The 22,626-nt window shown below is 36.6% G+C and carries 20 protein-coding genes and 7 pseudogenes; 8 read left to right on the forward strand and 19 right to left on the reverse strand.

Annotated features, from left to right (window positions below):
* Window positions 1-18: 18 nt before the first annotated feature.
* The 6 genes and pseudogenes from I6L31_RS17830 to I6L31_RS17855 all read right to left on the reverse strand — a co-directional run.
* Window positions 19-158 (reverse strand): annotated as a pseudogene (locus tag I6L31_RS17830) (IS5/IS1182 family transposase); the annotation flags it as partial.
* 29 nt (window positions 159-187) lie between these two features.
* A complete protein-coding gene (gene tnpC / locus I6L31_RS17835) occupies window positions 188-1,771 on the reverse strand; it encodes an IS66 family transposase (RefSeq protein WP_219349275.1) in 1,584 nt (527 codons plus the stop codon).
* 74 nt (window positions 1,772-1,845) lie between these two features.
* Window positions 1,846-2,181, reverse strand: a complete 336-nt coding sequence (gene tnpB / locus I6L31_RS17840; protein ID WP_005006379.1) for an IS66 family insertion sequence element accessory protein TnpB — start codon at window positions 2,179-2,181, stop codon at window positions 1,846-1,848.
* The gene (tnpA, locus tag I6L31_RS17845) at window positions 2,178-2,561 is read right to left on the reverse strand and encodes an IS66-like element accessory protein TnpA (RefSeq protein ID WP_005006377.1); all 384 of its coding nucleotides are present in this window, start codon (window positions 2,559-2,561) and stop codon (window positions 2,178-2,180) included. Before tnpA ends, tnpB begins: the two co-directional genes overlap by 4 nt.
* 78 nt (window positions 2,562-2,639) lie before the next feature.
* A pseudogene (locus tag I6L31_RS17850) lies at window positions 2,640-3,254 on the reverse strand (IS5 family transposase); the annotation flags it as partial.
* 180 nt (window positions 3,255-3,434) lie between these two features.
* Entirely contained in the window at window positions 3,435-4,460 is a 1,026-nt protein-coding gene (locus I6L31_RS17855) for an IS30-like element ISAba125 family transposase (protein WP_010326927.1), read from the reverse strand.
* A 59-nt stretch (window positions 4,461-4,519) separates the two neighbouring features.
* Between I6L31_RS17855 and I6L31_RS17860 the strand changes: the two genes are divergently transcribed.
* Complete coding sequence (locus tag I6L31_RS17860) at window positions 4,520-4,816, forward strand: hypothetical protein (protein ID WP_005006367.1); 297 nt, start codon at window positions 4,520-4,522, stop codon at window positions 4,814-4,816.
* Between the two features lie 146 nt (window positions 4,817-4,962).
* Here the strand turns inward: I6L31_RS17860 and I6L31_RS17865 are convergent, their stop codons facing one another.
* The 4 genes from I6L31_RS17865 to I6L31_RS17880 are packed head-to-tail and all read right to left on the reverse strand — an operon-like array spanning window position 4,963 to window position 9,757.
* Window positions 4,963-6,588 carry an SAVED domain-containing protein gene (locus I6L31_RS17865; protein WP_005006366.1) on the reverse strand — a complete coding sequence of 542 codons (1,626 nt, stop codon included), beginning with the start codon at window positions 6,586-6,588 and terminating at the stop codon, window positions 4,963-4,965.
* Window positions 6,589-6,590: 2 nt separating this feature from the next.
* On the reverse strand, window positions 6,591-7,091 hold the full coding sequence (locus I6L31_RS17870; RefSeq protein ID WP_005006362.1) for a Mov34/MPN/PAD-1 family protein: 501 nt from the start codon (window positions 7,089-7,091) through the stop codon (window positions 6,591-6,593).
* Window positions 7,076-8,734, reverse strand: coding sequence for a ThiF family adenylyltransferase (locus I6L31_RS17875; protein WP_005006360.1), 1,659 nt, complete (start codon window positions 8,732-8,734; stop codon window positions 7,076-7,078). Before I6L31_RS17875 ends, I6L31_RS17870 begins: the two co-directional genes overlap by 16 nt.
* 9 nt (window positions 8,735-8,743) lie before the next feature.
* Window positions 8,744-9,757 (reverse strand): nucleotidyltransferase domain-containing protein, encoded by a 1,014-nt coding sequence (locus I6L31_RS17880; protein ID WP_005006358.1) that lies wholly within the window; start codon window positions 9,755-9,757, stop codon window positions 8,744-8,746.
* A gap of 730 nt (window positions 9,758-10,487) precedes the next feature.
* Between I6L31_RS17880 and I6L31_RS17885 the strand changes: the two genes are divergently transcribed.
* The 3 genes and pseudogenes from I6L31_RS17885 (at window position 10,488) to I6L31_RS17890 (ending at window position 12,525) form a co-directional block, all read left to right on the forward strand.
* The gene (locus I6L31_RS17885) at window positions 10,488-11,054 is read left to right on the forward strand and encodes a recombinase family protein (RefSeq protein WP_004812033.1); all 567 of its coding nucleotides are present in this window, start codon (window positions 10,488-10,490) and stop codon (window positions 11,052-11,054) included.
* A 557-nt stretch (window positions 11,055-11,611) separates the two neighbouring features.
* Window positions 11,612-11,733: pseudogene (locus tag I6L31_RS18620) on the forward strand (cation diffusion facilitator family transporter); the annotation flags it as partial.
* Window positions 11,734-11,910: 177 nt separating this feature from the next.
* Window positions 11,911-12,525: a thiol:disulfide interchange protein DsbA/DsbL gene (locus I6L31_RS17890; RefSeq protein ID WP_004281236.1), complete on the forward strand. Its 615-nt coding sequence runs from the start codon at window positions 11,911-11,913 to the stop codon at window positions 12,523-12,525.
* A 76-nt stretch (window positions 12,526-12,601) separates the two neighbouring features.
* On the opposite strand, the pseudogene I6L31_RS18625 reads toward I6L31_RS17890, so the two are convergent.
* Together I6L31_RS18625 and dmeF are read right to left on the reverse strand one after the other, a co-directional pair.
* A pseudogene (locus tag I6L31_RS18625) lies at window positions 12,602-12,703 on the reverse strand (TetR family transcriptional regulator); the annotation flags it as partial.
* Between the two features lie 128 nt (window positions 12,704-12,831).
* Window positions 12,832-13,734, reverse strand: a pseudogene (gene dmeF / locus I6L31_RS17895) (CDF family Co(II)/Ni(II) efflux transporter DmeF); the annotation flags it as partial.
* Between the two features lie 80 nt (window positions 13,735-13,814).
* Between dmeF and I6L31_RS17900 the strand changes: the two are divergent.
* Window positions 13,815-14,081, forward strand: a complete 267-nt coding sequence (locus tag I6L31_RS17900; RefSeq protein WP_005006352.1) for a metal/formaldehyde-sensitive transcriptional repressor — start codon at window positions 13,815-13,817, stop codon at window positions 14,079-14,081.
* 44 nt (window positions 14,082-14,125) lie between these two features.
* On the opposite strand, the gene I6L31_RS17905 is transcribed toward I6L31_RS17900, so the two are convergent.
* The 5 genes from I6L31_RS17905 to I6L31_RS17925 all read right to left on the reverse strand — a co-directional run bounded on the left by I6L31_RS17905 (window position 14,126) and on the right by I6L31_RS17925 (window position 19,022).
* A complete protein-coding gene (locus I6L31_RS17905) occupies window positions 14,126-14,251 on the reverse strand; it encodes a YHYH domain-containing protein (protein ID WP_094148905.1) in 126 nt (41 codons plus the stop codon).
* A 124-nt stretch (window positions 14,252-14,375) separates the two neighbouring features.
* Window positions 14,376-16,853, reverse strand: coding sequence for a heavy metal translocating P-type ATPase (locus I6L31_RS17910; RefSeq protein ID WP_005006349.1), 2,478 nt, complete (start codon window positions 16,851-16,853; stop codon window positions 14,376-14,378).
* Window positions 16,854-17,031: 178 nt separating this feature from the next.
* Entirely contained in the window at window positions 17,032-17,226 is a 195-nt protein-coding gene (locus I6L31_RS17915; protein WP_004281879.1) for a heavy-metal-associated domain-containing protein, read from the reverse strand.
* Between the two features lie 469 nt (window positions 17,227-17,695).
* Window positions 17,696-18,577, reverse strand: a complete 882-nt coding sequence (locus tag I6L31_RS17920) for a copper resistance D family protein (RefSeq protein ID WP_005006346.1) — start codon at window positions 18,575-18,577, stop codon at window positions 17,696-17,698.
* Window positions 18,578-18,641: 64 nt separating this feature from the next.
* On the reverse strand, window positions 18,642-19,022 hold the full coding sequence (locus I6L31_RS17925; RefSeq protein WP_004681441.1) for a copper resistance CopC family protein: 381 nt from the start codon (window positions 19,020-19,022) through the stop codon (window positions 18,642-18,644).
* A 351-nt stretch (window positions 19,023-19,373) separates the two neighbouring features.
* Between I6L31_RS17925 and I6L31_RS17930 the strand changes: the two genes are divergently transcribed.
* Both I6L31_RS17930 and I6L31_RS18395 read left to right on the forward strand, forming a co-directional pair.
* Window positions 19,374-19,616 (forward strand): DUF2789 family protein, encoded by a 243-nt coding sequence (locus I6L31_RS17930; RefSeq protein ID WP_004281876.1) that lies wholly within the window; start codon window positions 19,374-19,376, stop codon window positions 19,614-19,616.
* Window positions 19,617-19,852: 236 nt separating this feature from the next.
* Window positions 19,853-20,041 (forward strand): annotated as a pseudogene (locus I6L31_RS18395) (hypothetical protein); the annotation flags it as partial.
* 38 nt (window positions 20,042-20,079) lie between these two features.
* Here I6L31_RS18395 and I6L31_RS17935 read toward each other — a convergent pair.
* Both I6L31_RS17935 and I6L31_RS17940 read right to left on the reverse strand, forming a co-directional pair.
* Window positions 20,080-21,479 (reverse strand): annotated as a pseudogene (locus tag I6L31_RS17935) (heavy metal sensor histidine kinase).
* A complete protein-coding gene (locus tag I6L31_RS17940) occupies window positions 21,472-22,152 on the reverse strand; it encodes a heavy metal response regulator transcription factor (protein WP_004679347.1) in 681 nt (226 codons plus the stop codon). The pseudogene I6L31_RS17935 and the gene I6L31_RS17940 overlap by 8 nt, the downstream one beginning before the upstream one ends.
* A gap of 148 nt (window positions 22,153-22,300) precedes the next feature.
* On the opposite strand from I6L31_RS17940, the gene I6L31_RS17945 reads away from it, so the two are divergent.
* Complete coding sequence (locus I6L31_RS17945; RefSeq protein WP_005006338.1) at window positions 22,301-22,597, forward strand: hypothetical protein; 297 nt, start codon at window positions 22,301-22,303, stop codon at window positions 22,595-22,597.
* The last annotated feature ends 29 nt before the right edge of the window (window positions 22,598-22,626 follow it).

Raw genomic sequence — 22,626 nt, forward strand, 5'->3', positions numbered from 1 at the left:
CGTTCAGCGGATGCTTACTAGTGTCCTGCCTAAACGTTTAATTGTTCGAAGTAATTCATTTCGCTCTAGCGAGCTACTCTTTGTATCTTTCCATTTTTTCTAGGTGGAATCACCGCATGCGCTTGCCGATCTGCAATGACCTGACGGCATTGCTTGGTAAGCATCCGCTGAACGCCATCGCCAAGTTTTAACGGGGTTCAGGTTTCCAGCGGTGAGGTAGTAATTCTTCTATTTGGGGCACTTTATGTGTTGGCAACCTTTTCAGCACATCACTTAAATAGGCATACGGATCCAAGCCATTCAGCTTTGCTGACTGGATTAAAGTCATGATATTGGCAGCTCGTTGACCACTGCGCAGCGAACCTGCAAATAGCCAGTTCTTACGCCCCAAGGCCCAGGGACGCATTTGGTTCTCTATCCAATTATTGTCAATGGGTAGATTGCCATCATCCAGATAGCGGCTTAAAGCAGTCCAACGTTTTAGGCTGTAATTGATCGCCCGGGCGGTTGGAGAACTCGATGGCACCGTCAGCTGATGTTGGTTGAGCCATTCATATAGTTGTTGCATGACCGGTTGACTATGCTGTTGTCGGTATTCGCAGCGGTCTTCCGCTGTACCATCCGTCTTTTTTCTTAATTCTGCTTCTATCGCATATAATTTCTGAATCAGCACTAATGCCTGTTCAGCGACCTGACTTTTCTTGGTCACATGTAGTTCATGGAATTTACGACGTGCATGTGCCATGCAGCCCACCTCAATGACCTGACCTGATCTAAAGCGTGCTTTATAACCACTGTAATCATCACAGACCAAATGACCCTGCCAGCCTTTCAGGAAGTCTTCAGCATGCTGGCCAGAACGGCTATCTTGAAAGTCATAGATCACTGCCTGAACTGGATTGTACTGTGTGCTGGCATAGGCCCAGACATAACCTTTTTTGGGCTTTTTCTCATTTTCACCCATCTGCATGACCGTCACCGGTGTTTCATCTGCATGGATCACCTGCTGTTGCAGTACCACCTGTTTTAAGGCATTGGCCAGAGGTTCCAGTTCCACCCCACAGCGGCCAATCCAGTCAGATAACGTTGATCTAGACAGATCAACACCTGCGCGTAGAAAGATTTGACGTTGACGGTACAAAGGCAAATGATCGGCATACTTTGACACCAGCACATGGCTAAGCAATTCAGGTGAAGCAATGCCTTTATCAATCACATAGGCTGGCATCGCTTGCTGAGTCAGAGTGTCACACTGATCACAGACCCATTTACCACGCACATGCTGTTCCTTATAGAACTGTGCCGGTCTGAAATTCAGTTTTTCACTGACATCTTCACCGATACGACGCAAGGTACAGCCACAACTGCATTGGGTTGATTCAGGTTCATGCTCAATACGGAGGGTGTGTAGATGATCTGGCAACAGCCGACGTTTAGGTTTGTTGACTGGGGCTTTCTGTGCAGCTGCATTGGTTTTATCTGCATTCAGTCGTTCCAGTTCCAGATCAACCGCTGCAATATCTTCTTCAACCGCTTCGTCCCATAGATGGATTTGTTTTGCGGTGAGATGTTCGTTTTTACTGCCGAATTTATGCTTTTTAAACAGCGCCAGTTCATGCTCGTATTTTTGAGTGAGAACAGAGAGGTGTTGAACTTTGGCATCCAATTCTTGATTTGATTGCGCCAGAGACTGATGCTGCAGAGCCAACTGTCTGGTGAATTCCAGTAGTTGTTCATGGGTCAGTTGGCTTAAGTCAGGCAGCGTATTCATGACCGCAGTATGCCTGAGGTCATGAAGAGAATGAAATAGAACGTTTGGAGGATGGCAGAATAGCCGAGCTTGGTTTAGAGCATCGTGACCACCTGCTGTCGTCCAATGCGCTGCCAGGGCAAACCCTGGATTAATGCCTGTAACTGTTCCGGACTGATCGCCATGCTTTCACCCTGGTGAACCTGCGCCCAGTGGAATTTTCCCTGTTCCAACCGCCGGGCACACAGCCAGATGCCCAGTCCATCATGTACCAGCACTTTCATGCGATGGCCACGTTTATTACAGAACAGGTAAGCACAATGCGGTTTAATGTAGCCAAAGGCTCTCACCACCTGAGCCATGACAGTATCCATCCCTGCTCGCATATCCAGAGGTTGGGTAGAAAGCCAGATTTCATCAATGCTGATCATGTTGCAAGTGCCTTGAGTAATTCTGCTAAAGCAGATATTTCTGATACTTGCCATTTCAAGCCAATTTCTGCTTTTGAGTGGGGTAAAGTAATTTGAACCGTTAACATGTCAGTAGGAGTAGGATCTAATGGTGCAGAGCAAGATAAGGCAATAAATGCAGGTTTATTCGGTAGTGGTGAGCGATCATTCCCTGGCTTACCATCAATTAAGCGAATCCATTTGGATACAAGATTTGTATTCAATCCATGTTGCAAAGCGACCGAAGCAATTGAAACGTCCGGTGCTTTACAAGCCTGAACGATCTGCTGTTTAAATTCAGCACTGTATGTTCTTCGTTTTTTCGCAAGAGATGCGATGGATGTCTGGTTATTTGTAGTCATGAATTTTAGTCCCCACTTGTTTTTAAGTGGGGACTAAATTAAGGCTTATAGGATGAATTCATAAGGTGTGTTCAGCGGACGCTTACATTGCTTGGTGTCATAAGCCCCATCGGTATAAACAGAGTCAATCCGCTCATCTTGTGGAATCTGATTAAGTAAATCACCAAGCACCTGTGAATCACTGACATTATTGGTTGTAAGCTGAACTGCTCGTATTTGTAGGGTTTTAGCATCTATACCAATATGAAGTTTACGCCATTGGCGACGATATTCAGGTCCATGTTTCTTGCGTTTCCATTCGCCCTCACCTAGAAACTTCATGCCTGTAGAGTCCATGAGTAGATGCAGCCCATCGCTACTTTTTTGGTAGCTGATTACAATATCAATATGCTTTTGTCTTCTACAAAGCGTGGTGTAATCTGGAGCTATCCAATTTAATCCGCAAAGTTTAATCAGACTTTGCACAAAGCCAGTGACCATACGTAAAGACAGACGGAATAAGGATTTAATCATTAAGCAGCATTGGATGGCTGCGTCGGAGTAGATTTGATTTCGCCCTTGTTTGCCTTTTGATGGAGCATATCATTGCGTAGCAGGATCAAACCAAATGGCAATATTTCCTCGACTCATGAGTGCTCGGTTATATGCGGGCCAATTGGTTGTGCGGTAGATTTTGTGTGTAGGCTTCTTCATTTGAAAATTATATCGCTGAAAAACCCTTTACAGATAGGTTTGTGCAACAAAGCCATTCAGAATTGAAATAGAAAAATTTAAAAATAAATAACTTGGAAATAGATTTTATGATAAAATTCAATCAGCTATATTAATTTCTACACTTATGTCTGCACTACAAAAAATTAATGAAGGGCGAATTCAAACATGAGGTGCGACAGTTTGAAAAGTCTTATGATAATCAACAAGCTGAGCAAATTTCTCTAATGGTGTAAGCCAATCTAACGCTTTTCTAGGACGAGTATTCAGTGACATGGCAACTTGATTTAAATAATGCTGATCTGCCTGATTTAAATCAATCCCTTTAGGTAAATATTGCCTAATTAAACCATTCATATTTTCGCATGTGCCTTTTTGCCAGGGTGAATGTGGGTCACAGAAATATACATCTATGCCTAAATCTTCTTCAAGTATTTTATGTTCTGCCATCTCGCGTCCACGGTCATAGGTCAACGTTTTACGCAGTTCTGCAGGTAAATATTTCAGAGCTTCAGTTAAAGCCTTGCGCACTGATTCTGCCTTTGCATCAGGTAATGTTGCCAAGATACAGAGCCGTGTATTTCGTTCAATAAGTGTTGCTATCGAACTTTTATTGTCTTTACCTTTAATTAAATCAGCTTCCCAATGACCCGGTATTTTTCTTTCTTGAACTTCGGCTGGGCGCTCATGAATAGTTTTAATATCCTGTAATATAGAATCTTTTTTAGGTTCACCGTTAGCTTTTCGCTTTTTATTTTCATGACGCAGACAGGATAATAAGTCTTTTTTCAACTCACCCTTTGGTAATGCGCGTATCGTTGAATAAATCGTTGTATGGCTTACATTCATTGTTTGATCCAAATCAGGAAATGTCTTTAAACGCTTTGCTATTTGCTGAGGAGACCATAAACAACGGATCGCTTCAACAATAAATTTCCAGAGGATTGAATCGATTTTGAGTTTTCTGTGACCACGTCTACGTCTAGCGAAGGTGTTATCAGAAGCATATCGAGCTTGATAAACGTCATTGATGCTATTTCTTTTAAGCTCACGATAGATCGTACTAGGATGTCTTTTAATAAGTTCAGCAAATTTTCTGGCTGAAAAGCCTTCTTTTCTTGACTCAAGCATTAATGCAGTACGATCTTCAAAGTTAAGATGATGGTATGACAATTTTATATACTCCATAAACCCTTTAAATTAATTAGGTGGTTTATGTCGCACTTCAAGTTTTACTCTGCCAAGATATGATAGTGAATCTTCCTAAGGGTGATTTACACGTTCATTTAAATGGAGCTATTCCAACAAATTTAGTTAAGGAATTATTAGCAAAAAATACAAATGGAATTCCCTCAAATTTTGATATTAATAAAGATTTAAATATTCTCGAACCACAAAAAAATCTGCAAGATTATTTAAAACCATGGAAAGTCTTAAATTTAATACCTAGATCGCAGAGTGATTTAAATAAAATAGTATTACAAACATTTTTTAGTTTAAAACGGCTTTGTTGTATAAACATTCTTCAAGATACTGATTTTTAAGGATTTGTTTAAATTTTAATCCAAAAATAAATTAAACAAAATCATAGTCTTAGATATTTATGCAACAAAGCCCCATTAGAGCTAAACTCCATTTACTAATGTCATATTTAAATCTAATGGTATGAAAGTACTATCAAATATACTGTTTAAATTACAGCGATTTCATTCTTGCTTCCATTATTTCGAATTTGAAGTCTTGGAACCATTGAATTATTTAAGTAATCATAAATAACCATTTCAGGATGATGCAGATCAAATGCTTGTCCAAACCATATACAAGCAGCATTGGATGCACATGGTAAGACATGAATTTTGGTAATTCCTTTATCTGTTAGACTATGAAATAACGCATGAATATCTTGCATGAAACTTAGTCCTCGTTCAGGATTTCTTATTGCTCCATTCCCCATATATTCTGGTTTAGCAGTAATATTAATTACCGGATGTCCTAATTCAACAGCCTTATTTTTAGAGGTTTCTGGATCAGCAGTGAGATTCAATCTAATAGTAATTTCAGTACAATCTTCTATTTCACTGAAATTATTAATTTCATACGCTTTGGTTGTACATATAAGATCAGGCCACATCCAACAACTTCCATCCCTATACATAAGCATAGGTATAAATTTCCCTTTATTTCCTAATTTACTTCCTAATGCTATTAGGCATGGCATAGGGCCGAAGCCAAAAATAGCTACTCTCTTATCATCAAATTTAGTTTCCCTAAGTAATTGTTCTGTTTGAACTTCAAATTCTTCTAAAAAATACTTTTTATAGAACTCATCAGCTGAAGCTCTTAAATGAGCTGGTAATGGTTCATGAATTAGTGTCTTATCTTTATGCAAAATAGATTTTAATGGGAGAAGGCAGCTTGCAATATCACGTCGTGAAGGAGACTGAGGAATATTGCGATTCACGGGCCAGAAAAATAAATACACTGGCATAGGAGTAAAGCTTAAAGAATCTAATAAATCTTCGCATTGTGCTGTGAAATTACTTCTCATTTGCGAGAGTCTTGAAGCTGTATATTCTGCGCCAGCAACTTTATCAATTAACCTATGATGTTTTTCACATAATAATAAAATATTCGTTGGATCATCTGATAGTTGATATGAGAAGAAGGGGATACCGCGAGTAGAATTTTCTGATGCTGCAACATTATGAGCTAAAACGCCATATGTACCTTCAAATCCAGTTATTTCATCTATGTTTAATTTTGCACCACATCCTTTAAACATACATCGGCCATGACTTGAGAGATAAATCTGGTTTTTATCTTTTTCAGATAAATCGTTACCCCTACCTGTAAGATGCTCAAAATCAAAAATTCTTTTTATGAAATATTCTAATTGGTTTACAGGGTTTGGTTTTTGTTTAGGAATCTTTCTAGGAACAAAATCTACATCTTTAACTTCGCTCTCTTGAGAGGAGGTTAAATTCCATGTTTCTTTTAACTTTTCAAAATCATGTAGAGTGTGGGCATCAATTATGTGACCTTGAAGAAAGCGTGCATAAATGGAAATTTTTTTGGCAAGCAATCTTCGGACAAAAGTTAAAGTATCATCATAATTGAGAATTATACGGAAAAAACTTTCAGGGCTTTTATTTTTCAATAAGACAAAAATTATATTTTTACGTTCTTCATCAACTAATACACCTAATGAATCTATACAAATATGCTTTAAAATTTCTTCTATATATTTATTTGCATTTGATAAATCATCTATTGCTGATAAAGAAGTCTGTAAACTTAGGGATGGGTCTAGTTGCATTTTCAATTTAACTCAATATAACCTAACAGTTTGATTTTAAAATTTTTTCTACCAATCCAGATTCCAGTTTTTACTCTTCCGATTATTAAATATAAAACTGGGTCATTAAGATTGGTAATGCCATTTAGAACAGTATCTATATCCCTTAAATCGGTTGGAGAGGGTGTTGGTACATCTTCAGGATGTGTATGCCATAGGCCTTGAAAATTATAGAATTTTTTAGATTCGTTCCAAGCTTGTATTAAAGCATATTGGTGGGACTTTGACCTAAAGAAAGACATACGTGTTTGACAGTCTCCTTCCATAGGAGAGGTAAAGCTTTCAATGATTTTAGCTTTAGTTTCTATGTCTGTTCTTCCAATTAGAATGCCACCCGATTCTGGAGAATCTGATTCTAATTGTATAAATTGCTTTAAACTCTTTAAAACATTTGCTTGAATAATAAAGACTTGGCCTGTAGGTGTGTCACATTTAATCCTCCCTTGAGTTATGTATTGCAACATGGGCATACTTCTTTATAAATTTCTTTTAAATTCAATATATTAATTCCATTTGAATTATTTACTGAATTATAAAAAGGGGTAGTAATTATTCCATTTTTATTTGCATTCTGATTGTCGCCAGAAATAGAAACAAATCCTAATTGTTGATTCAGGACATATTCAGAAATATAGCTTGCTAGCTTCATGCAATTTAAAGAAGAGAAGGGGGTAAATGCACCAGCACACCCTGTAATATTTTTAGCAATTAGCTGTCCAGATTGTACATATTTATACATAGGGGTAAGACTTTTATTTGATTTTTCATCAAAATATAAGCAGTTTAAACATCCTACATGTTTATTATTGAAAGAAATAAAATGTCCACCTAAATCATAAGGTTCTAACCAGCCTATTATTACTTGAATGTTTGCACTTATTTCATAAATAGTTTTTACGAGAGAAATCTCAGTAGGAGTATGGCCAATTGCTATGATGATAGTATCAATATCTTCAGTAATTTTTGATTTTATCCAGCTTTCACCATGGCTTACGAATGGAAAAATAGTTAATCCGGGCCTTTCTATTAAAAACTTATTAGCTAAAGAAGTAGATTTATAGGTATTAACATACTGCAAACCTAAAGAATGACGATAAATATTATCTGTTTTTAAAAGCTCTGGATCTATGAAAGAAAATTTATTTACGCCTGTTTGAGCTAATATCTCTGCAATCTTTGAGCCTAAAGCCCCACATCCGATAATCGCTATATGTCTTGTTTTTTTCTCTTGCCCCGTTCTATTTAATAAATAATCTATCCACGCTCTTTGTGTTAAAGAGACTTTAAAGCCTTTGAAGGATACTTTTTCTTTGAAAGAATACCAAATGGCATAATAAAAAATCACATAAGCAAATCCATGTTCATTTGGAATTCCCACTAGGGCATAATGATTGCCTTGTTTTAACAAAGATCGTTTGTTCTCATTAGAGAGGGTATTAACAATTTTTAGAAAATAGTCCTCATTAAAATAATCTCCTATATCTGGTATGGGGAAAACAGAAGCATCTTCTAATAATATCTTATGAATTTTTACTTTTGTGAGCTGGTTGTGGTTTATGTAAGAACTATCGCCATCATCAATATGCTCTAATATTTGATGATTCCCTTTTGATGATTTTCTTAACCAACCATATAAATTAAATGTAGAAGTAGGGTCGCAATGTAATATTACATCCTCATTTATATTTTGAGTGCTGCCTAAATATCCTTCTAGTTCGTTATACAAGCTTACTCGGTTGTTTAATTGAAAATTAATAAAAGATTGCTTGAGTATATCTATAGCCCTTTCAAAGAATTCAGTAATAAGTTCTTTATGTCTATAGCCTTCAAAGTTTTCACCTTGATGATCCGTAGTACAAATTTCCCCACTTTGACTCACATGATCTAAGGCAGACATTGGTCGTGTCAATATTCTAAAAATGGGAGGTATCGTCCAATTAGCTCTATTTTGAAAAATTAGACCAAGGCAAACCTGTTGTGTATTAATGAGAAAATCAAATTTTAGATTAACCCAATCCTTAGTAATAGAAGTGACATGGATATTTTGAGCTCCATGTTCACTTAATAGCTTTTCAATATTGTCTAACTTTGGGTTATCAAAAAACATTGAGTTTTCCTAAGCAGATTTTCCTTCTTGAGTGTAATAAGTTTGTACTACTGGTTCGGACACTTCTTGTATTTCAGGGATAGGGAATTGTCTTCCAAAAGTTTTATTTAAAATTTTGCAAGCTTCTACTGTATCAGTTTCCTCATTTACAGCTTCTAAAGATGATTTTAAATCTTCAAGTTTTGATTTTAAGTGCTCCATTTGTTTTCGGGTCAATTTTTCGAGTAAGTCTACACCTTGATGTGCAGGTAAATTAATTACGAGTCTGAAGTAATACTCGTTATTTTCTGGATCAATGCTAAAGGTAGTGAATTGATCTAATACATTATTTACTATAGAAAGTAATACCTTATTATCATTCTCATAATCTTCAGCTGTTATATGCTCATATACAGCTGTAGTGATAGCAATACTCTTAAAAAAATCTAGACCTTTCTCATTTCGCCATTGTTTCAAGTAGCGAGTACATCGTCTAAACTGATGACGTAAATCTGAATCATCTTCAAATTTTCCCAAAATTGTATCGGTAAGTTCAGTAGGATTTGAAATATCCCAAGTCTTAAGGTCTTCAGAGGAGAATTCCTTACCTCGAGCTAGATACATATTGCCTTTGTCGTCTTCAGCGTAGATGGGCAGATCTACATGATAATCGGGACTACCATTTTTGAGATAAGTGACAGTTACGCAAGGTCGTTTGATCGTTACAGTTCTATTTGAATGAGTTAAAGCATCTCTAACAATTTTTTTAATTTCTACTGAGCCATATTCCTCTTTGTCACAATCTAATAAAACTCCTACATCAATATCATAATCTCCATTCTTAGGCTTAATCCCTGTGCCCAAGGCATAACTACCTTGATTAAAGTATTCAACAAATTGAGGACCATTTGGATCCTTTTTGAGTTCATCTTTTAAGGTGCTAATCAAAAGGTCACGTTTTTCACGTAATGTACTTTCTTCGTCATAACGACCTAATCGAATATTTGTGTGGAACTTAGCATAGTGTTTTTGTGGATTCGCCATATTGTTGTATTCCTGTAGTGCTTTTGTTGTTATGGGGATCTCCTATATTAAATACAAGTTAAGACATTAAAAAAAATAGAATTTTTAAAGGGAAAATTTAATCAAAAAATATTTAAACAAACGATGAGATGTATCAATCTCCAATTTTTAGCATTCCTTCCCAACTAAAATAGTTTTGAGTCAAATTCTTTCTGGACATCGCCCATACACGACCATGCATCTTGCAAGGTCCAATTACGGCATCGCCACCACAGAGTAAAAAGAATGTTCAAAATAAACAGTCTAAAAATTCTGAATAGCCTTTTAGAACAGAGAGTTAAGGCACACAATTTAAAATAGTCAGTGAGCCTATCAAAATCCTCATGTATGAAACCTAAGAAGTTCCACATTTTTCTGGGTATACAAGCCTAAATTTTATGGAAAGAATTCATATGCTGCTCCTTTAGCTAAAAGAGTATTCAGCTTACGATTCGTGGTTATTTTCAACAGTGCCTTCTGGTAAGGGTCGGCACCTGCACATCAAAAAAATCTCCCCCCAGAGTACGGCTGTTTCTATCGGGGGTAGAATATTCATTCTGTTACTTTAGACTATACCCTAAAATTACATTTTAAAAGTTCTTAAAAACATGTACCATTTAAATGTTTTTTAATCATAAGTAACATGTAACTTTGGTATTAAAGATTTATAATTTACGAAATTGTTCATTTTTATCCAATTGGGGCGTAAAAAGTGAAAGGCCAAAAAGTAGGCTATGTGCGAGTGAGTTCGGTCGAGCAAAATACGGGACGTCAACTTGAGGGAATTGAAGTCGACCGGATTTTTGTTGACCGTGCTTCAGGTAAAAATACCGACCGACCGAAATTTCAGGAAATGTTGAATTATGTCCGGGAAGGAGACCGGGTGATAGTACATTCCATGGATCGTTTTGCGCGAAGCTTAAAAGATTTGGTGACTGAAGTGGATAAACTGGTCAAACGAGGGATTGCCATCCAGTTTGTAAAAGAAAATATTACTTTTACGGCCCAATCCACCCCGATGGATAATTTGATGCTGCAACTGATGGGTGCTTTTGCACAGTTTGAACGTGAGATCATTTTAGAGCGGCAAAAGGAAGGAATTAAACTTGCCTCTTCTCAAGGGAAGTACAAAGGCCGGGTACATAAATTGAAACCTGATCAGGCTGAAGCTTTGCGACAAGACTGGAAGGAAGGGAAGTACCCTTCAAAAATGGCATTAGGCCAGGCATTTGGAATTAGTCGCCAAGCGGTATATCGGTATTTAAAAGCCGGGAAATAACTCAATTGAAATTGGCGACTATATTTAGTTTAGCTTATGAAAATCGTGAAACGTTGATTAAATAATAAGTGCAGAAAGCAAAGAGTTACTAATTTTATACAATATAAGTTTTTGATTTATAATTAATTAACTCGATTGCAATCTAGCTTTTTCAGCAACGATTTATCTTTTTTAAAATAGTATTAATTTATTTTTTTGAGAACAAACCTTAACAAAATTACAAGTTTGTAATTTTGTCGTCATTCGGATGTATATATTTACTCATTATTATAAGTAAAGATTTTTTTGGTCCAAGATATGATCAGATTCAATAATATGTACATGAAGATTATTTTAGTTATTTTTACTATAGTTTTTTCAACCAGTAGTTTTGCTGATGGGGGACTCCGTTTCTTAGAGAAAAATTTAGAAATAATTAACAAATAATTAACATAGTAATTTAAATTAAAAAGTGATTTATCAGGTGAATTTTAACTATATAAATAATTTATTTAATTTAATAAACCTTTCATAAATCATTTTTTGCTCAGTTCTATGTTGTAAATTCCAGCAATTATCATAGCCACGCGGCTGTTACTGAAGAGAATAGTAAGAAGCTAATATTTACTGTAGGTTTGACCACTACGTTTTAATCGTAGAAATTATAACCGTTTTTATTACTCAAAGTTTAACTTTTGTGATTATCTAAAAACACATAGCGGTCGAATGGCCATATTAACTGACTTAAAATCAGTCGCATACTTTAATGTAGCGGTTCTGATAGCACAAAAGTTCGCAGCATGAAAACGGAACCGGCATAATTGATTTATAGTGAACCCATACACTAAGCATAATGATTTAGAGGACGATAATCCCAATGAAAAAATTCCTTTTAGGAGCTGTTGCCGCATCTGTTTTGGCCTTTTCAGGCAATGCTATGGCCAATTTTGTGGCAGGTCAGGACTATCAGGTGGTTGCAAAACCAGTCAAAGTCGAAAAACCGGGCAGAATTGAGGTACGTGAATTCTTCTGGTACGGCTGTGGTCACTGTTTCGCGCTTGAACCACATATGCAGGGCTGGTTGAAAAAATTACCAAAAGATGTACGTTTTGTACGTACGCCGGCTGCAATGAATCCACTCTGGGAGCAGGCAGCGCGTGCTTATTATGTGTCTGAAGCATTGGGTGTGCGTCAAAAAGCACATTTACAATTATTCCATGATATTCATGATAAGCAACGTCCAATTTTAGAACAGGCGCAATTGGCCAAGTTCTATACCCGCTATGGTATTCCTGAAGCGAAATTTAACAGCACTTATAAATCTTTCCCGATCACTTCGAAAATTGCCCAAGCCAAAAATCTGGCTGCTCAGTATCAGTTAAGTGGTGTTCCGGCAGTGACCGTGAATGGTAAATATATTGTGCAGGGTAATGATGCCAAAGTCATTCAGGTGGTGAATTACCTGATCGAGAAAGAGCGTAAAGCCAAATAAGACGCGATTGATTATCTCTAAAAAAAACCTGCATCGAATCTGCAGGTTTTTTTATTTAAACTGGAGGAATGGTTATTTACGTCCTGACTGCCGGATCTGGTGTTTCTATCGGCGGGCGATACCAGTGTAAAATTCCTCGGAATAAGAGCTGCATCTGCAACACGCTTTGCGCTTTAAAGTAATGAATTTTCCTTTCTATTTCAACACGCAGAATTGCCGAGGCGCCCCGACGCTCTACAACAAACAAATTCTAATCTAAGATTTACATAAATAGACTGATAAAGTTTAAAAGGAATAAATATTAATTTAAACAACATGGAAATTCTTGTTAATTTCAACAGAAATATGAACAATCTCTTCATGAATTGACAAAGCTTTACGAACTACCTCTGCTGTTAAGGAGTCATTAACTGTATTTAGGGATAAAATACATGAAAATTTACTTCTACCTACTTTCCAGACATGCAGATCAGTAATCGTAATTTGGTTATCTAATTCCTCTACAACTTCCTGAATCTCCTTTACTACAGGATGTTCCATCTCTGCATCAAGCAATGTTTTACCTGTTTCTCTAATCAATCCCCAAGACCATTGTGCTACAAGCACTGCACCTACGATCCCTAGAATTGCATCTAAAAAATCCCATCCAAAATACTTCCCTGCGAAAAGTGCAATAATCGCTAATACAGAAGTTACTGCATCTGCTACTACATGAAGAAAAGCGGCTTTCTGGTTTAAGTCATGGTCATCATGAGAGTGATGATGATGGTGGTGGTGACCATTTTCACGTAGTAACCAGGCACAAATAAAATTAACGATCAAGCCAACAATCGCAATTGAAATTGCCTCGTTGTAGTGAATATTCACAGGATTGAATAAACGTTCTATCGATTGAACACCCATGAATACAGCAACAACCATCAATAAAATGGCACTCGAATATCCAGCTAAGATTTCTATCTTCCATGTACCGAAACAGAATCTCTGATCACGAGCATATTTTCGAGCCATTTTATAGGCAAAATAAGCTAAGCCCAATGCCAACATATGAGAACTCATATGCCATCCATCAGCCAATAAAGCCATGGAATTAAAGAACCATCCTCCAAAAATTTCAAACACCATCATTACACCAGTGAGGATGGTTGCGATTAAAATTTTCTTTTGTGCTAAAGGATTTCCTTCGTCAAATTGATGCGAATGGTCACTTTTAACATTATTTAGATATTACATTTTATTGCACCACAATTAATACTCCCCCATAGTATATGTTCTTGAGGTTGAATAGTATGTCTCACTTAAATCAGAACAAAAAAATTTTAAATCGGATTAGACGAATTCAAGGTCAAACTAATGCCCTTGAACAGAATATTTTAAATTCTGAAAATTCTTGTATTGAGGTATTACAGCAAGTTGCAGCAATTAAAGGTGCGATAAATGGCTTAATGAATGAGTTAATAGAACTTCATCTTAGAGAACATGTACTCGGTGATACTGAGAAAATAAAGGAAAAAGAACTAAATGAATTTTTAGCTTTAGTTAAACGCTACTTATAACTTTAAAGCACAGTCTTTTAAATAAAAAACTGTGTGCGCACCTATTAATGACAGTGGTAATCACCAGTTTTACTGTTGGTATGACAACCCTGTGAGTTCGTTCCCCCAGAATGAGCATTCGCATAGGTAAATGACATGCCTATAAAGCATATTAATAAAATTCTTTTCATCTTAATCCCTCTCAAATAATTAGAATATCAACTGTATGATATTTAATAAAAGCCAACATGGCTTAGACTATTTCCAAATATATAAAGTGAAGCCAACAAGACTTTAAATGTATATAAAAAATGGTTAAATAATTGCAAGGGGGGCTTTAAAACGTTTTAATCGTAAAGCATTTCCTAGTACAAATATTGACGAGAGCGCCATTGCACCTGCAGCAAATACAGGAGAAAGTAGCAGTCCAAATTGCGGATAAAGTACACCAGCTGCAATAGGAATCAGAGCTGCATTGTAAACAAATGCCCAAAATAAATTTTCACGAATATTGCTTATAGTCGCTTTGCTTAAAGCGATAGCATTCGGCACTCCTTTCAGGTTGCCAGACATCAAAACCACATCAGCAGCTTCAATAGCTACGTCTGTACCTGTACCTATCGCTAAGCCAATATCTGCTTCTGCAAGTGCAGGGGCATCATTAATGCCATCTCCAACATATGCGAGTTTACCATATTGATTTTTTAATTTTTTAACGGCCTCTATTTTACCTTCAGGTAAGACTTCAGCAATAACCTCATCAATACCTAGTTTTTTTGCAATCGCTTGAGCTGTATGACGGTTATCACCTGTAATCATGGCAACCTTTAAACCTAACTGATGTAACGCTTCAATTGCAGCAAATGTTGATTCTTTAATTGGATCTGCTACAGCAATAATGGCAGCAAGTTTCTGGTCAATCGCAACATAGAGAGGGGTTTTTCCTTCTTCTCCCAAACGATCCGAAAATTGAGAAAAAACAGTAGGATTCAAACCTAGTTTTTCCATATATCGATCTGCACCAATATGAACCAAATGCTCAGAAACCTTCGCTTCTATTCCGTAGCCGGTCACTGATTTAAAATCAGCAACAGGAGACAGGATTAATTCCTTATCTATAGCGGCTTGTACAATTGCTCGAGCAATAGGGTGCTCAGACTTTGATTCAACGGCTGCCATCAGTGAAAGTACGGTATTGTATTCAAAACCTTCTAAGACATGCAGATCGGTTAAAACTGGTTTCCCTTCAGTCAGAGTCCCTGTTTTATCAACTGCAACCACTTTAGTTTCTTTGAGCAGCTGTAAAGCTTCACCTTTACGAAATAAAACCCCCATTTCAGCACCCCGCCCAGTTCCCACCATGATTGATGTAGGCGTTGCAAGTCCCATCGCACAAGGACATGCAATAATGAGTACAGCAACCGCGTTCACTAAACTAAAAGTTAGGGCTGGTTCAGGGCCGAAGATAAACCACGTAAGAAAAGTTAAAAGAGAGAGACCCATTACTACAGGTACAAACCACATGGTAATTTTATCAACCAATGCCTGAATAGGCAGCTTGGAACCCTGTGCCTGTTCAACCATTCGGATGATTTGAGAAAGCACTGATGAACTACCAACAGAGGTGGCTTTGATATTTAAGCTGCCACTTTGGTTAATTGTTCCTCCTACCACAGTAGAGCCTATCGTTTTTTCAACGGGCATAGGCTCGCCAGTAATCATGGATTCATCAATAAAACTTTGGCCGTGAATAACTTCACCATCGACAGGGATACGCTCACCTGGTCTAATCTCTACAATCGTTCCTGTTTGAACTTCGGCAATCGGAACTTCTATCACCTGATTATTGAGCTGTATTCTGGCAACTTTAGGCTGCATTCCAACTAGATGTTGAATTGCTAAAGACGTTCGGCCTTTTGCCTTGGCTTCAAAAAATCTACCTAATAGAATTAAAGTGATAATAACCGCTGCAGCTTCATAATAAACATTGACCGTGCCTTGTGGCAGGACACTTGGAAAGAAAGTAGCAACCACTGAATAAAGATAAGCAGCCAATGTTCCTACAGCCACCAAGGAATTCATGTCTGGTGCTAAGCGGAATAAACTTGGGATGCCCTTTTTGAAGAAGCGTCGGCCTGGAAAAATTAATGCTACTGTGGTCAAGAAAAATTGCATTAACCAGCTATTTTGTTGGCCAATGTTATCCATCATAAACGTATGAAAGGCGGGAATCAGGTGTGATCCCATTTCTAAAATAAAAACGGGTAGAGTCAATAAGACTGACAAAATTAAATCTTTTTTAAGTTTTTCTAATTCAATATTCTTTTTATCTTGAAAGCTTTCCGTAGTTTGATGAACTGACTTTGCTTCAAACCCTGCTTTGGTGACAGCCTGAATTAACGAGTCACGAGTGACAGATGAGCTTGCCTGAATAGTCGCTTTTTCAGTAGCCAGATTTACATGTGCTGATTCCACACCCTCAACAGATTTTAAGGCTTTTTCTACTCGACCTACACAAGAAGCACATGACATACCCTCAATCGTAAGCTCTATTGGTTGCAGCGCTTCCACTTCGTAGCCTGCTTTTTCTACGGCTTTAATTAAAGTAGCGCGATCAAGTGGTTGATGCGCATAAATGACTGCTTTTTCGGTAGCCAGATTTACATGAGCCGATTCAACACCCTCAACAGATTTTAAAGCTTTTTCCACACGGCCTACACAAGAAGCACATGTCATCCCCTCAATCTCTAATGTTTCACTGTAGTGTGGCGTATCAGTCATTTCGGTACTCATATACGATCTCTATCATTTAGATATGCTGAGTTCTATATGCGAAGATCAGCTCGAACCAAGATTAGGGGGAATTCAGGGATTACTTTTATTTCAAGCAAGTACAGGTTTTATCTGTACGATGAGGAAAATAAGAGAGAGTAAAAGTGGTAAGGAATTCCCACTGTTACTCTAACAGAGATTAAGCAGGATCAGCTGTAAATCCACGCTCACTGAGAGTGGCAATGACTTGATCCTGACTCACCGTTGTGTTGATTTCAACAATACGGTTTTGTAAATCAATATCGAGTGAGGCATTCGAGTCGAGCTCTTTAATTGCGGTAGTAATGCCGCGTGCACAACCACCACAAGTCATATTAGCGATGTGAAATTTCATATGTTGCTCCTTTTTAACAAAACATTTGTTTAAAACATTAGAACAGTAACTCTAAACTTTCACCATACAACCAGCCTTTTTCTGAATCAGTTACTCGCTGTAACTTGGTCTGTTTACAACCTTACAGTTTTCTTCAGAGTATTCCAAAGAAGAGTGTTCTAATGACTACAGTAAAAGTACTTAACCAACATTAATGTGACTTTAAAATGACATTTTTGTCATCTACGATCACTCTGAAATTTATAAGATTAGTTATTTCAATCAATGGTAGTGAACTGAATAGATGAGACCGTTATGGGTTGAAGATAAGCTAAAAACCGGTGACTACCTTTATGTATAATGCCTCATGATGCGATTTTACTGTTCTGATTGTCGTAAGTTGACAGTCCAGTAGAAACTTTATTGCTCAGCTACAAAAGATAAATGCAGTAATGTTAAATTTCCTCAATTCCCTTATTTTGAAATTCTCTTATTCAATACCCACGACAGTGGTTATATAGCCTGTTGTTAATAGAATTGATAGACCTAATAACATCTCAAATAAAATGGCATGACTAAGGTGTTTAGCGAATTTAGGATGTTGAAGACGCGGGGTGAAATACCATTTGTTGAAGGCAGCTAAAAGTAGAATACTTATAACAAAAAACATTTTAACCATGAAACCATAGCCATATGCAGTATTGATTAAGGTATTAAAATCTTTAATTAAAAGAAGAGCTACACTAGCGCCACAGGCGATTAATATCCCAACAATGAAAGCAGCAATACGTCCAAATACATGCATGCGATCTTTTAAAGGTAAACCACTTATTTCCCGGCTGGTTTTCCATAACGGATATAAAGACCCCACCCATAACGACATAACTAGAATATGGATTGATAATAAAATTTGAGCAAGTAAGGTTAAATTAGCGACATGTCCGAGCTGGGAAAAGCTAAAAATAATCGGGATAAGTAAAATACAAAATATTGAACTTTCAATTATAGAAAACTGACCTTTGTTCCTGTTAACTTTAACCACCATGAGAAGAAGTAAAAGAGCAAAACTAATAGAACGAAGAACGTATATATACCCCGTCGGAGTATTAACCAATATATTAATATACGTGGGGTCCACCATCCCTGTAATACCAGTATTGGCAAAACTACCAATCAGAATAAAAAATCCCAAGGTACTGGAAATTAGGCCTAATCCAGCGCCAATTGTAATATATTTAAGAATCGATTCTTTTAGTTCAAGATATTGTCTAAGTAAAAAATAGCAAAAGGCTCCACCAACGACAAAAGCTAAACTTAAATATAAAATAACCTTAGTTAACCAAGTGGCCCACATCCAATATTCAGAAATCATTATTTTTGTCCATTCTAGAACAACATGCCAGCACCTCACTGACATGTTGAAAGGTAATCAATTCTTATTTAGTTGATTTGATAGTGAAACTATATTCACCATTCATGTTGTGACCATCTTTCCCCATTGTTGTCCAGACAACGGTATATTTACCTTTTTTCAGTTTCGGAAGAGCGACATCAAAGGATTTCTTTAAGTCATGAGTAACTTTATATTTTAAAGGAACATCTCTTCGCTGAGCATCCAGTAACTTAATATTCATCAACATAACCTCTGCACCAAAGTTAAGGGTCAAGTTCTTTGGTTGACTAAGGATAGATGCATTTTCCGCAGGAATCGCACTCACTAAACTCACATGAGCGAACGTAGTTGTAGTAGCCACAATCATCGTTGCAGCTACTACAACATTACGTAGAGCAGTCATTTTATTTTGAAATAATTTCATTTACGTTTCCTCTTGATTCGTTAGTTCATTAGAGATGACTTTATAAAATCTATATTTAATGAGACCACATCATCTCCTCTTATATTTCAATTATTAGTGAGAGACAGAAACAGAGCGATGACTTCAAAATTACATTTTTGTCATTTTTAAAATTTAAAATCTTTAACTATTAAAATAATCTTATTGAAAAATAATGATCATTTAACAAACAAATTATGTAGGTGGTTGATTTATGAAATGTAGTAATCATTTTGTCTAAGAAAATAGTAGCTATTTAATTTTTTATATTTTAGTTTAAATATAAACATGTTATGTTTAATTTGATCTAATATAAATTTGTGGGCTAAGCACATGACTCAAACACGTCCAAGAATGACCAAATTATTTGAACAGCTTGGTTTAGCTTCTACTGAAGAAGCAATTGCAAAATTCATAGAGAGCCATCAGCTAGCTGGAGATGTTTTTTTAACACAAGCAATTTTTTGGACTGATGCTCAACGTCATTTTTTAGAAGAAAAACTACACTCTGATGGTGAATGGACGACAGTGATTGATCAATTAAATGAGTCTTTACATGAAAATTCAGTAAAATAATTTTCCGTTAGTATTAAGGATCTACATTCTTCCCTGCATTGAATACAACTCATTCATACAGTAGTACTGTTTTGGAGATGGAATCTCTATTATATAAGTAGTAGATTCCTTACTCTGAAATGGCTTTGTTGCATAAATATGTAAGCATCTGATTTAAATAAATTTAATTTTGGATCAAAAAATAATCAAAACTTCTAAAATCATATAGTTATGAAATCTTTGTGCAACAAAGCCGTACTGAAGGCTTAACAACAAATGTGGCTGCTGTCGCGCTAGGGCTGGCCACACTGAGCAACATGTTAAGCAAAGCGACAATTGCATGGATGACAGGGGGGGCACAGTTTGGCCGAGCTATCATATTTGGCTACACAATTGCCATGATAGGTGCTGGCGTAGCTCTGGCTCTCAGTTTGAGCTTTATGTAAGGTCAACTCGGGTAAATGGAAGATGTTCAAAAAATGAGTTAAAATGATTCCCCTTGCATGGATTCACTTTGAAAAACAATGGTAAAAATGATTCGACCATTGAGGGATTCAGCCTGGATGGTCGCCCCAAGCATATCAAGAATAGATTTTGTTATCGCGAGCCCTAAGCCGGTTCCTTCTTCTGTTCTTTGTCTAGATGCATCTGTTCGATAAAATCGATCAAATAACCTGGATAGTTGTTCAGGAGAGATTTCAGGTCCTTCATTTTCAATTGAAAATATTGTGTTATCTAAATTCTGTTGAAGTTTTATGCGTATTGTAGAATTCTTATTTCCATATTTAACTGCATTAGATAATAGATTGCTGAGTGCTCGACGTAACATAGCAGGATCACCTTTGACATTTCCAGATCCTGTTTGTTGAAGCGTCATATTTTTTTCGGCAGCTAGCGCATCATAGAAATCAAATAAGGCTGTAACTTCTTTAACCAGGTCAATATTCTGTAAGTTCTGTAATTTTAGGCCATGTTCTGCTTTTGCCAAGAAAAGCATATCGGATACCATTCGAGCCAAACGTTCTAATTCTTCTAAATTAGAAAATAGTACTTCTTGATAGGTACTGGTATCTCGTTTACGGGCAAGACATACTTGAGTTTGAGTCATTAAGTTATTAATCGGTGTTCTAATTTCATGCGCTAAATCAGATGAAAAATCGGAAAGCCTTTCTAAAGCTGATTCTAGTCTGTCGAGCATATCATTGAAGGCAATTGCTAATGATTTTAGTTCTGTTGGTGTGTGCTCAACTTCTAAACGTTCTGAAAGATGTTGGGCAGAAATGCCTTCTGCGACCTTAGCCATTTTTTGCACGGGTCTTAAACCTCTCCAGGTTGCAAACCAGCCTAAAAACATTAAACAAATCGTACCGGCTAAACCAATGTAAAAAAGTTGACGCTTAAAATCATTTAAATATGTAGATGTTCAGATGTATCGATCCCCACAATAATGCGTACAGATTGTATTTCAGTATTTTTGTTTATATCCGTGTTGTAGATCATGCCACGATAGGTCTTATTCTTAATTTTCCATTTAATCCAAGGGTTATTTGCTGACTTGATTAACTGTTGAGTATTAATGATTGAAGGTGTTGAACTAAATAAAATCTGACCTGCCGGTCGTTCTATTTGGACCATAAGATCATGGTGTCCAACTAAAGCATCTTTCAAATATAGATCAAGTTCTGGAGAATTTTTAGGATGCTGTTGGAGAAGATTCTGAATAAGCTGGATTTTACCTTCTAATTGGGTACGATCTTGCGTTTCAAAATGATGCATCACTAATTTATGGATGAAAAACCCCATCATAATGAGAATGCATATAGTCGATAATGAGAAAATAATACCAATACGAAAACTGATAGATTTGAATAATTTATTATTCATCTTCTACCTCTAATACATACCCCATTCCTCGAATATTCTGAATTAACTTAGGGGTAAAATTACTATCTACTTTATTTCTTAATCGTTTAATAGCGACTTCAACTACATTTGTATCACTATCAAAGTTCATATCCCAAATTTGAGATGCAATAAGTGCTCTTGGTAGAATTTCACCTCTTCTACGCATAAAAAGCTCCATAAGCGCAAATTCTTTAGCCGTCAGATCAATGCGTTGACCTGCTCGTGTTACCCGACGTTTTCTCAAATCAAGTTCTAAATCAGCAATCTTAATAATATTATTATCTTCTCTTTGTTGCCCTCGTCTAAGGAGCGTTTTTATTCGAGCTAGAAGCTCTGCAAAAGCAAAAGGCTTAACTAAATAATCATCAGCGCCTAGCTCTAATCCTTTTACTCGATCTTCGATTTGATCTCGGGCGGTAAGAAAAAGAATGGGCATTGTTTTACCGCTGCTACGAATATCATTGATAATATTCCAACCATTTAGTCCAGGTAACATCACGTCTAAAATAATTAAGTCATACTCTTCAGAAAGAGCTTGATGTTTACCCGTTAACCCATCTGTAACCCAGTCCGTAATATAGCCAGCTTCGGATAAACCTTGCTTGAGATAATCACCAGTTTTTTGTTCATCTTCAACTAATAGTATTCTCATCTCAGAATCCTAAGTTATTCATTAAAACTATAATAACGTTATAAAACATCTGATCGAGATAGATTACAAAAATGTCATTTTCAAGTCACTTAGATGTTCAGTGCTTCACTTTAGTGTAGTAGCAAGAAATTAACTTTTAGAGAAACTTATGAAAACTGTAGTGCGTCGTAGTCTAACAATTTTAATGTGTGCTGGAACTTTAATTGCTGGTACTCAATCTTGGGCAAAAGATGTATCAACCTCAAGTGCCACTAAAACGGTAAAAGCACAGGAACCTTGTACAAAACCTTGTAAAATGGAAAAAGATGACAAGACTCAGCAAGATCATAGTCAACATCAGTCTCCTAACTCATCTGACATGTCAAAAATGGATCATTCTATGATGAATATGGACCATTCTAAAATGGATCATTCAAAGATGAATATGCCTGGTAGCAATAAATAATTTTATAAATAGCGAGAAAGAAGTATTAA

The sequence above is a fragment of the Acinetobacter septicus genome (genome assembly GCF_019355975.1).
Classification (GTDB): domain Bacteria; phylum Pseudomonadota; class Gammaproteobacteria; order Pseudomonadales; family Moraxellaceae; genus Acinetobacter; species Acinetobacter ursingii.

Coding starts and splice junctions, on each gene's coding strand:
- tnpC (WP_219349275.1), bottom strand. CDS start 1,771: ATGAATACGCTGCCTGACTTAAGCCAACTGACCCATGAACAACTACTG.
- tnpB (WP_005006379.1), bottom strand. CDS start 2,181: ATGATCAGCATTGATGAAATCTGGCTTTCTACCCAACCTCTGGATATG.
- tnpA (WP_005006377.1), bottom strand. CDS start 2,561: ATGACTACAAATAACCAGACATCCATCGCATCTCTTGCGAAAAAACGA.
- I6L31_RS17855 (WP_010326927.1), bottom strand. CDS start 4,460: ATGGAGTATATAAAATTGTCATACCATCATCTTAACTTTGAAGATCGT.
- I6L31_RS17860 (WP_005006367.1), top strand. CDS start 4,520: ATGATAGTGAATCTTCCTAAGGGTGATTTACACGTTCATTTAAATGGA.
- I6L31_RS17865 (WP_005006366.1), bottom strand. CDS start 6,588: ATGCAACTAGACCCATCCCTAAGTTTACAGACTTCTTTATCAGCAATA.
- I6L31_RS17870 (WP_005006362.1), bottom strand. CDS start 7,091: ATGTTGCAATACATAACTCAAGGGAGGATTAAATGTGACACACCTACA.
- I6L31_RS17875 (WP_005006360.1), bottom strand. CDS start 8,734: ATGTTTTTTGATAACCCAAAGTTAGACAATATTGAAAAGCTATTAAGT.
- I6L31_RS17880 (WP_005006358.1), bottom strand. CDS start 9,757: ATGGCGAATCCACAAAAACACTATGCTAAGTTCCACACAAATATTCGA.
- I6L31_RS17890 (WP_004281236.1), top strand. CDS start 11,911: ATGAAAAAATTCCTTTTAGGAGCTGTTGCCGCATCTGTTTTGGCCTTT.
- I6L31_RS17900 (WP_005006352.1), top strand. CDS start 13,815: ATGTCTCACTTAAATCAGAACAAAAAAATTTTAAATCGGATTAGACGA.
- I6L31_RS17905 (WP_094148905.1), bottom strand. CDS start 14,251: ATGAAAAGAATTTTATTAATATGCTTTATAGGCATGTCATTTACCTAT.
- I6L31_RS17910 (WP_005006349.1), bottom strand. CDS start 16,853: ATGAGTACCGAAATGACTGATACGCCACACTACAGTGAAACATTAGAG.
- I6L31_RS17915 (WP_004281879.1), bottom strand. CDS start 17,226: ATGAAATTTCACATCGCTAATATGACTTGTGGTGGTTGTGCACGCGGC.
- I6L31_RS17920 (WP_005006346.1), bottom strand. CDS start 18,577: ATGATTTCTGAATATTGGATGTGGGCCACTTGGTTAACTAAGGTTATT.
- I6L31_RS17925 (WP_004681441.1), bottom strand. CDS start 19,022: ATGAAATTATTTCAAAATAAAATGACTGCTCTACGTAATGTTGTAGTA.
- I6L31_RS17930 (WP_004281876.1), top strand. CDS start 19,374: ATGACTCAAACACGTCCAAGAATGACCAAATTATTTGAACAGCTTGGT.
- I6L31_RS17940 (WP_004679347.1), bottom strand. CDS start 22,152: ATGAGAATACTATTAGTTGAAGATGAACAAAAAACTGGTGATTATCTC.
- I6L31_RS17945 (WP_005006338.1), top strand. CDS start 22,301: ATGAAAACTGTAGTGCGTCGTAGTCTAACAATTTTAATGTGTGCTGGA.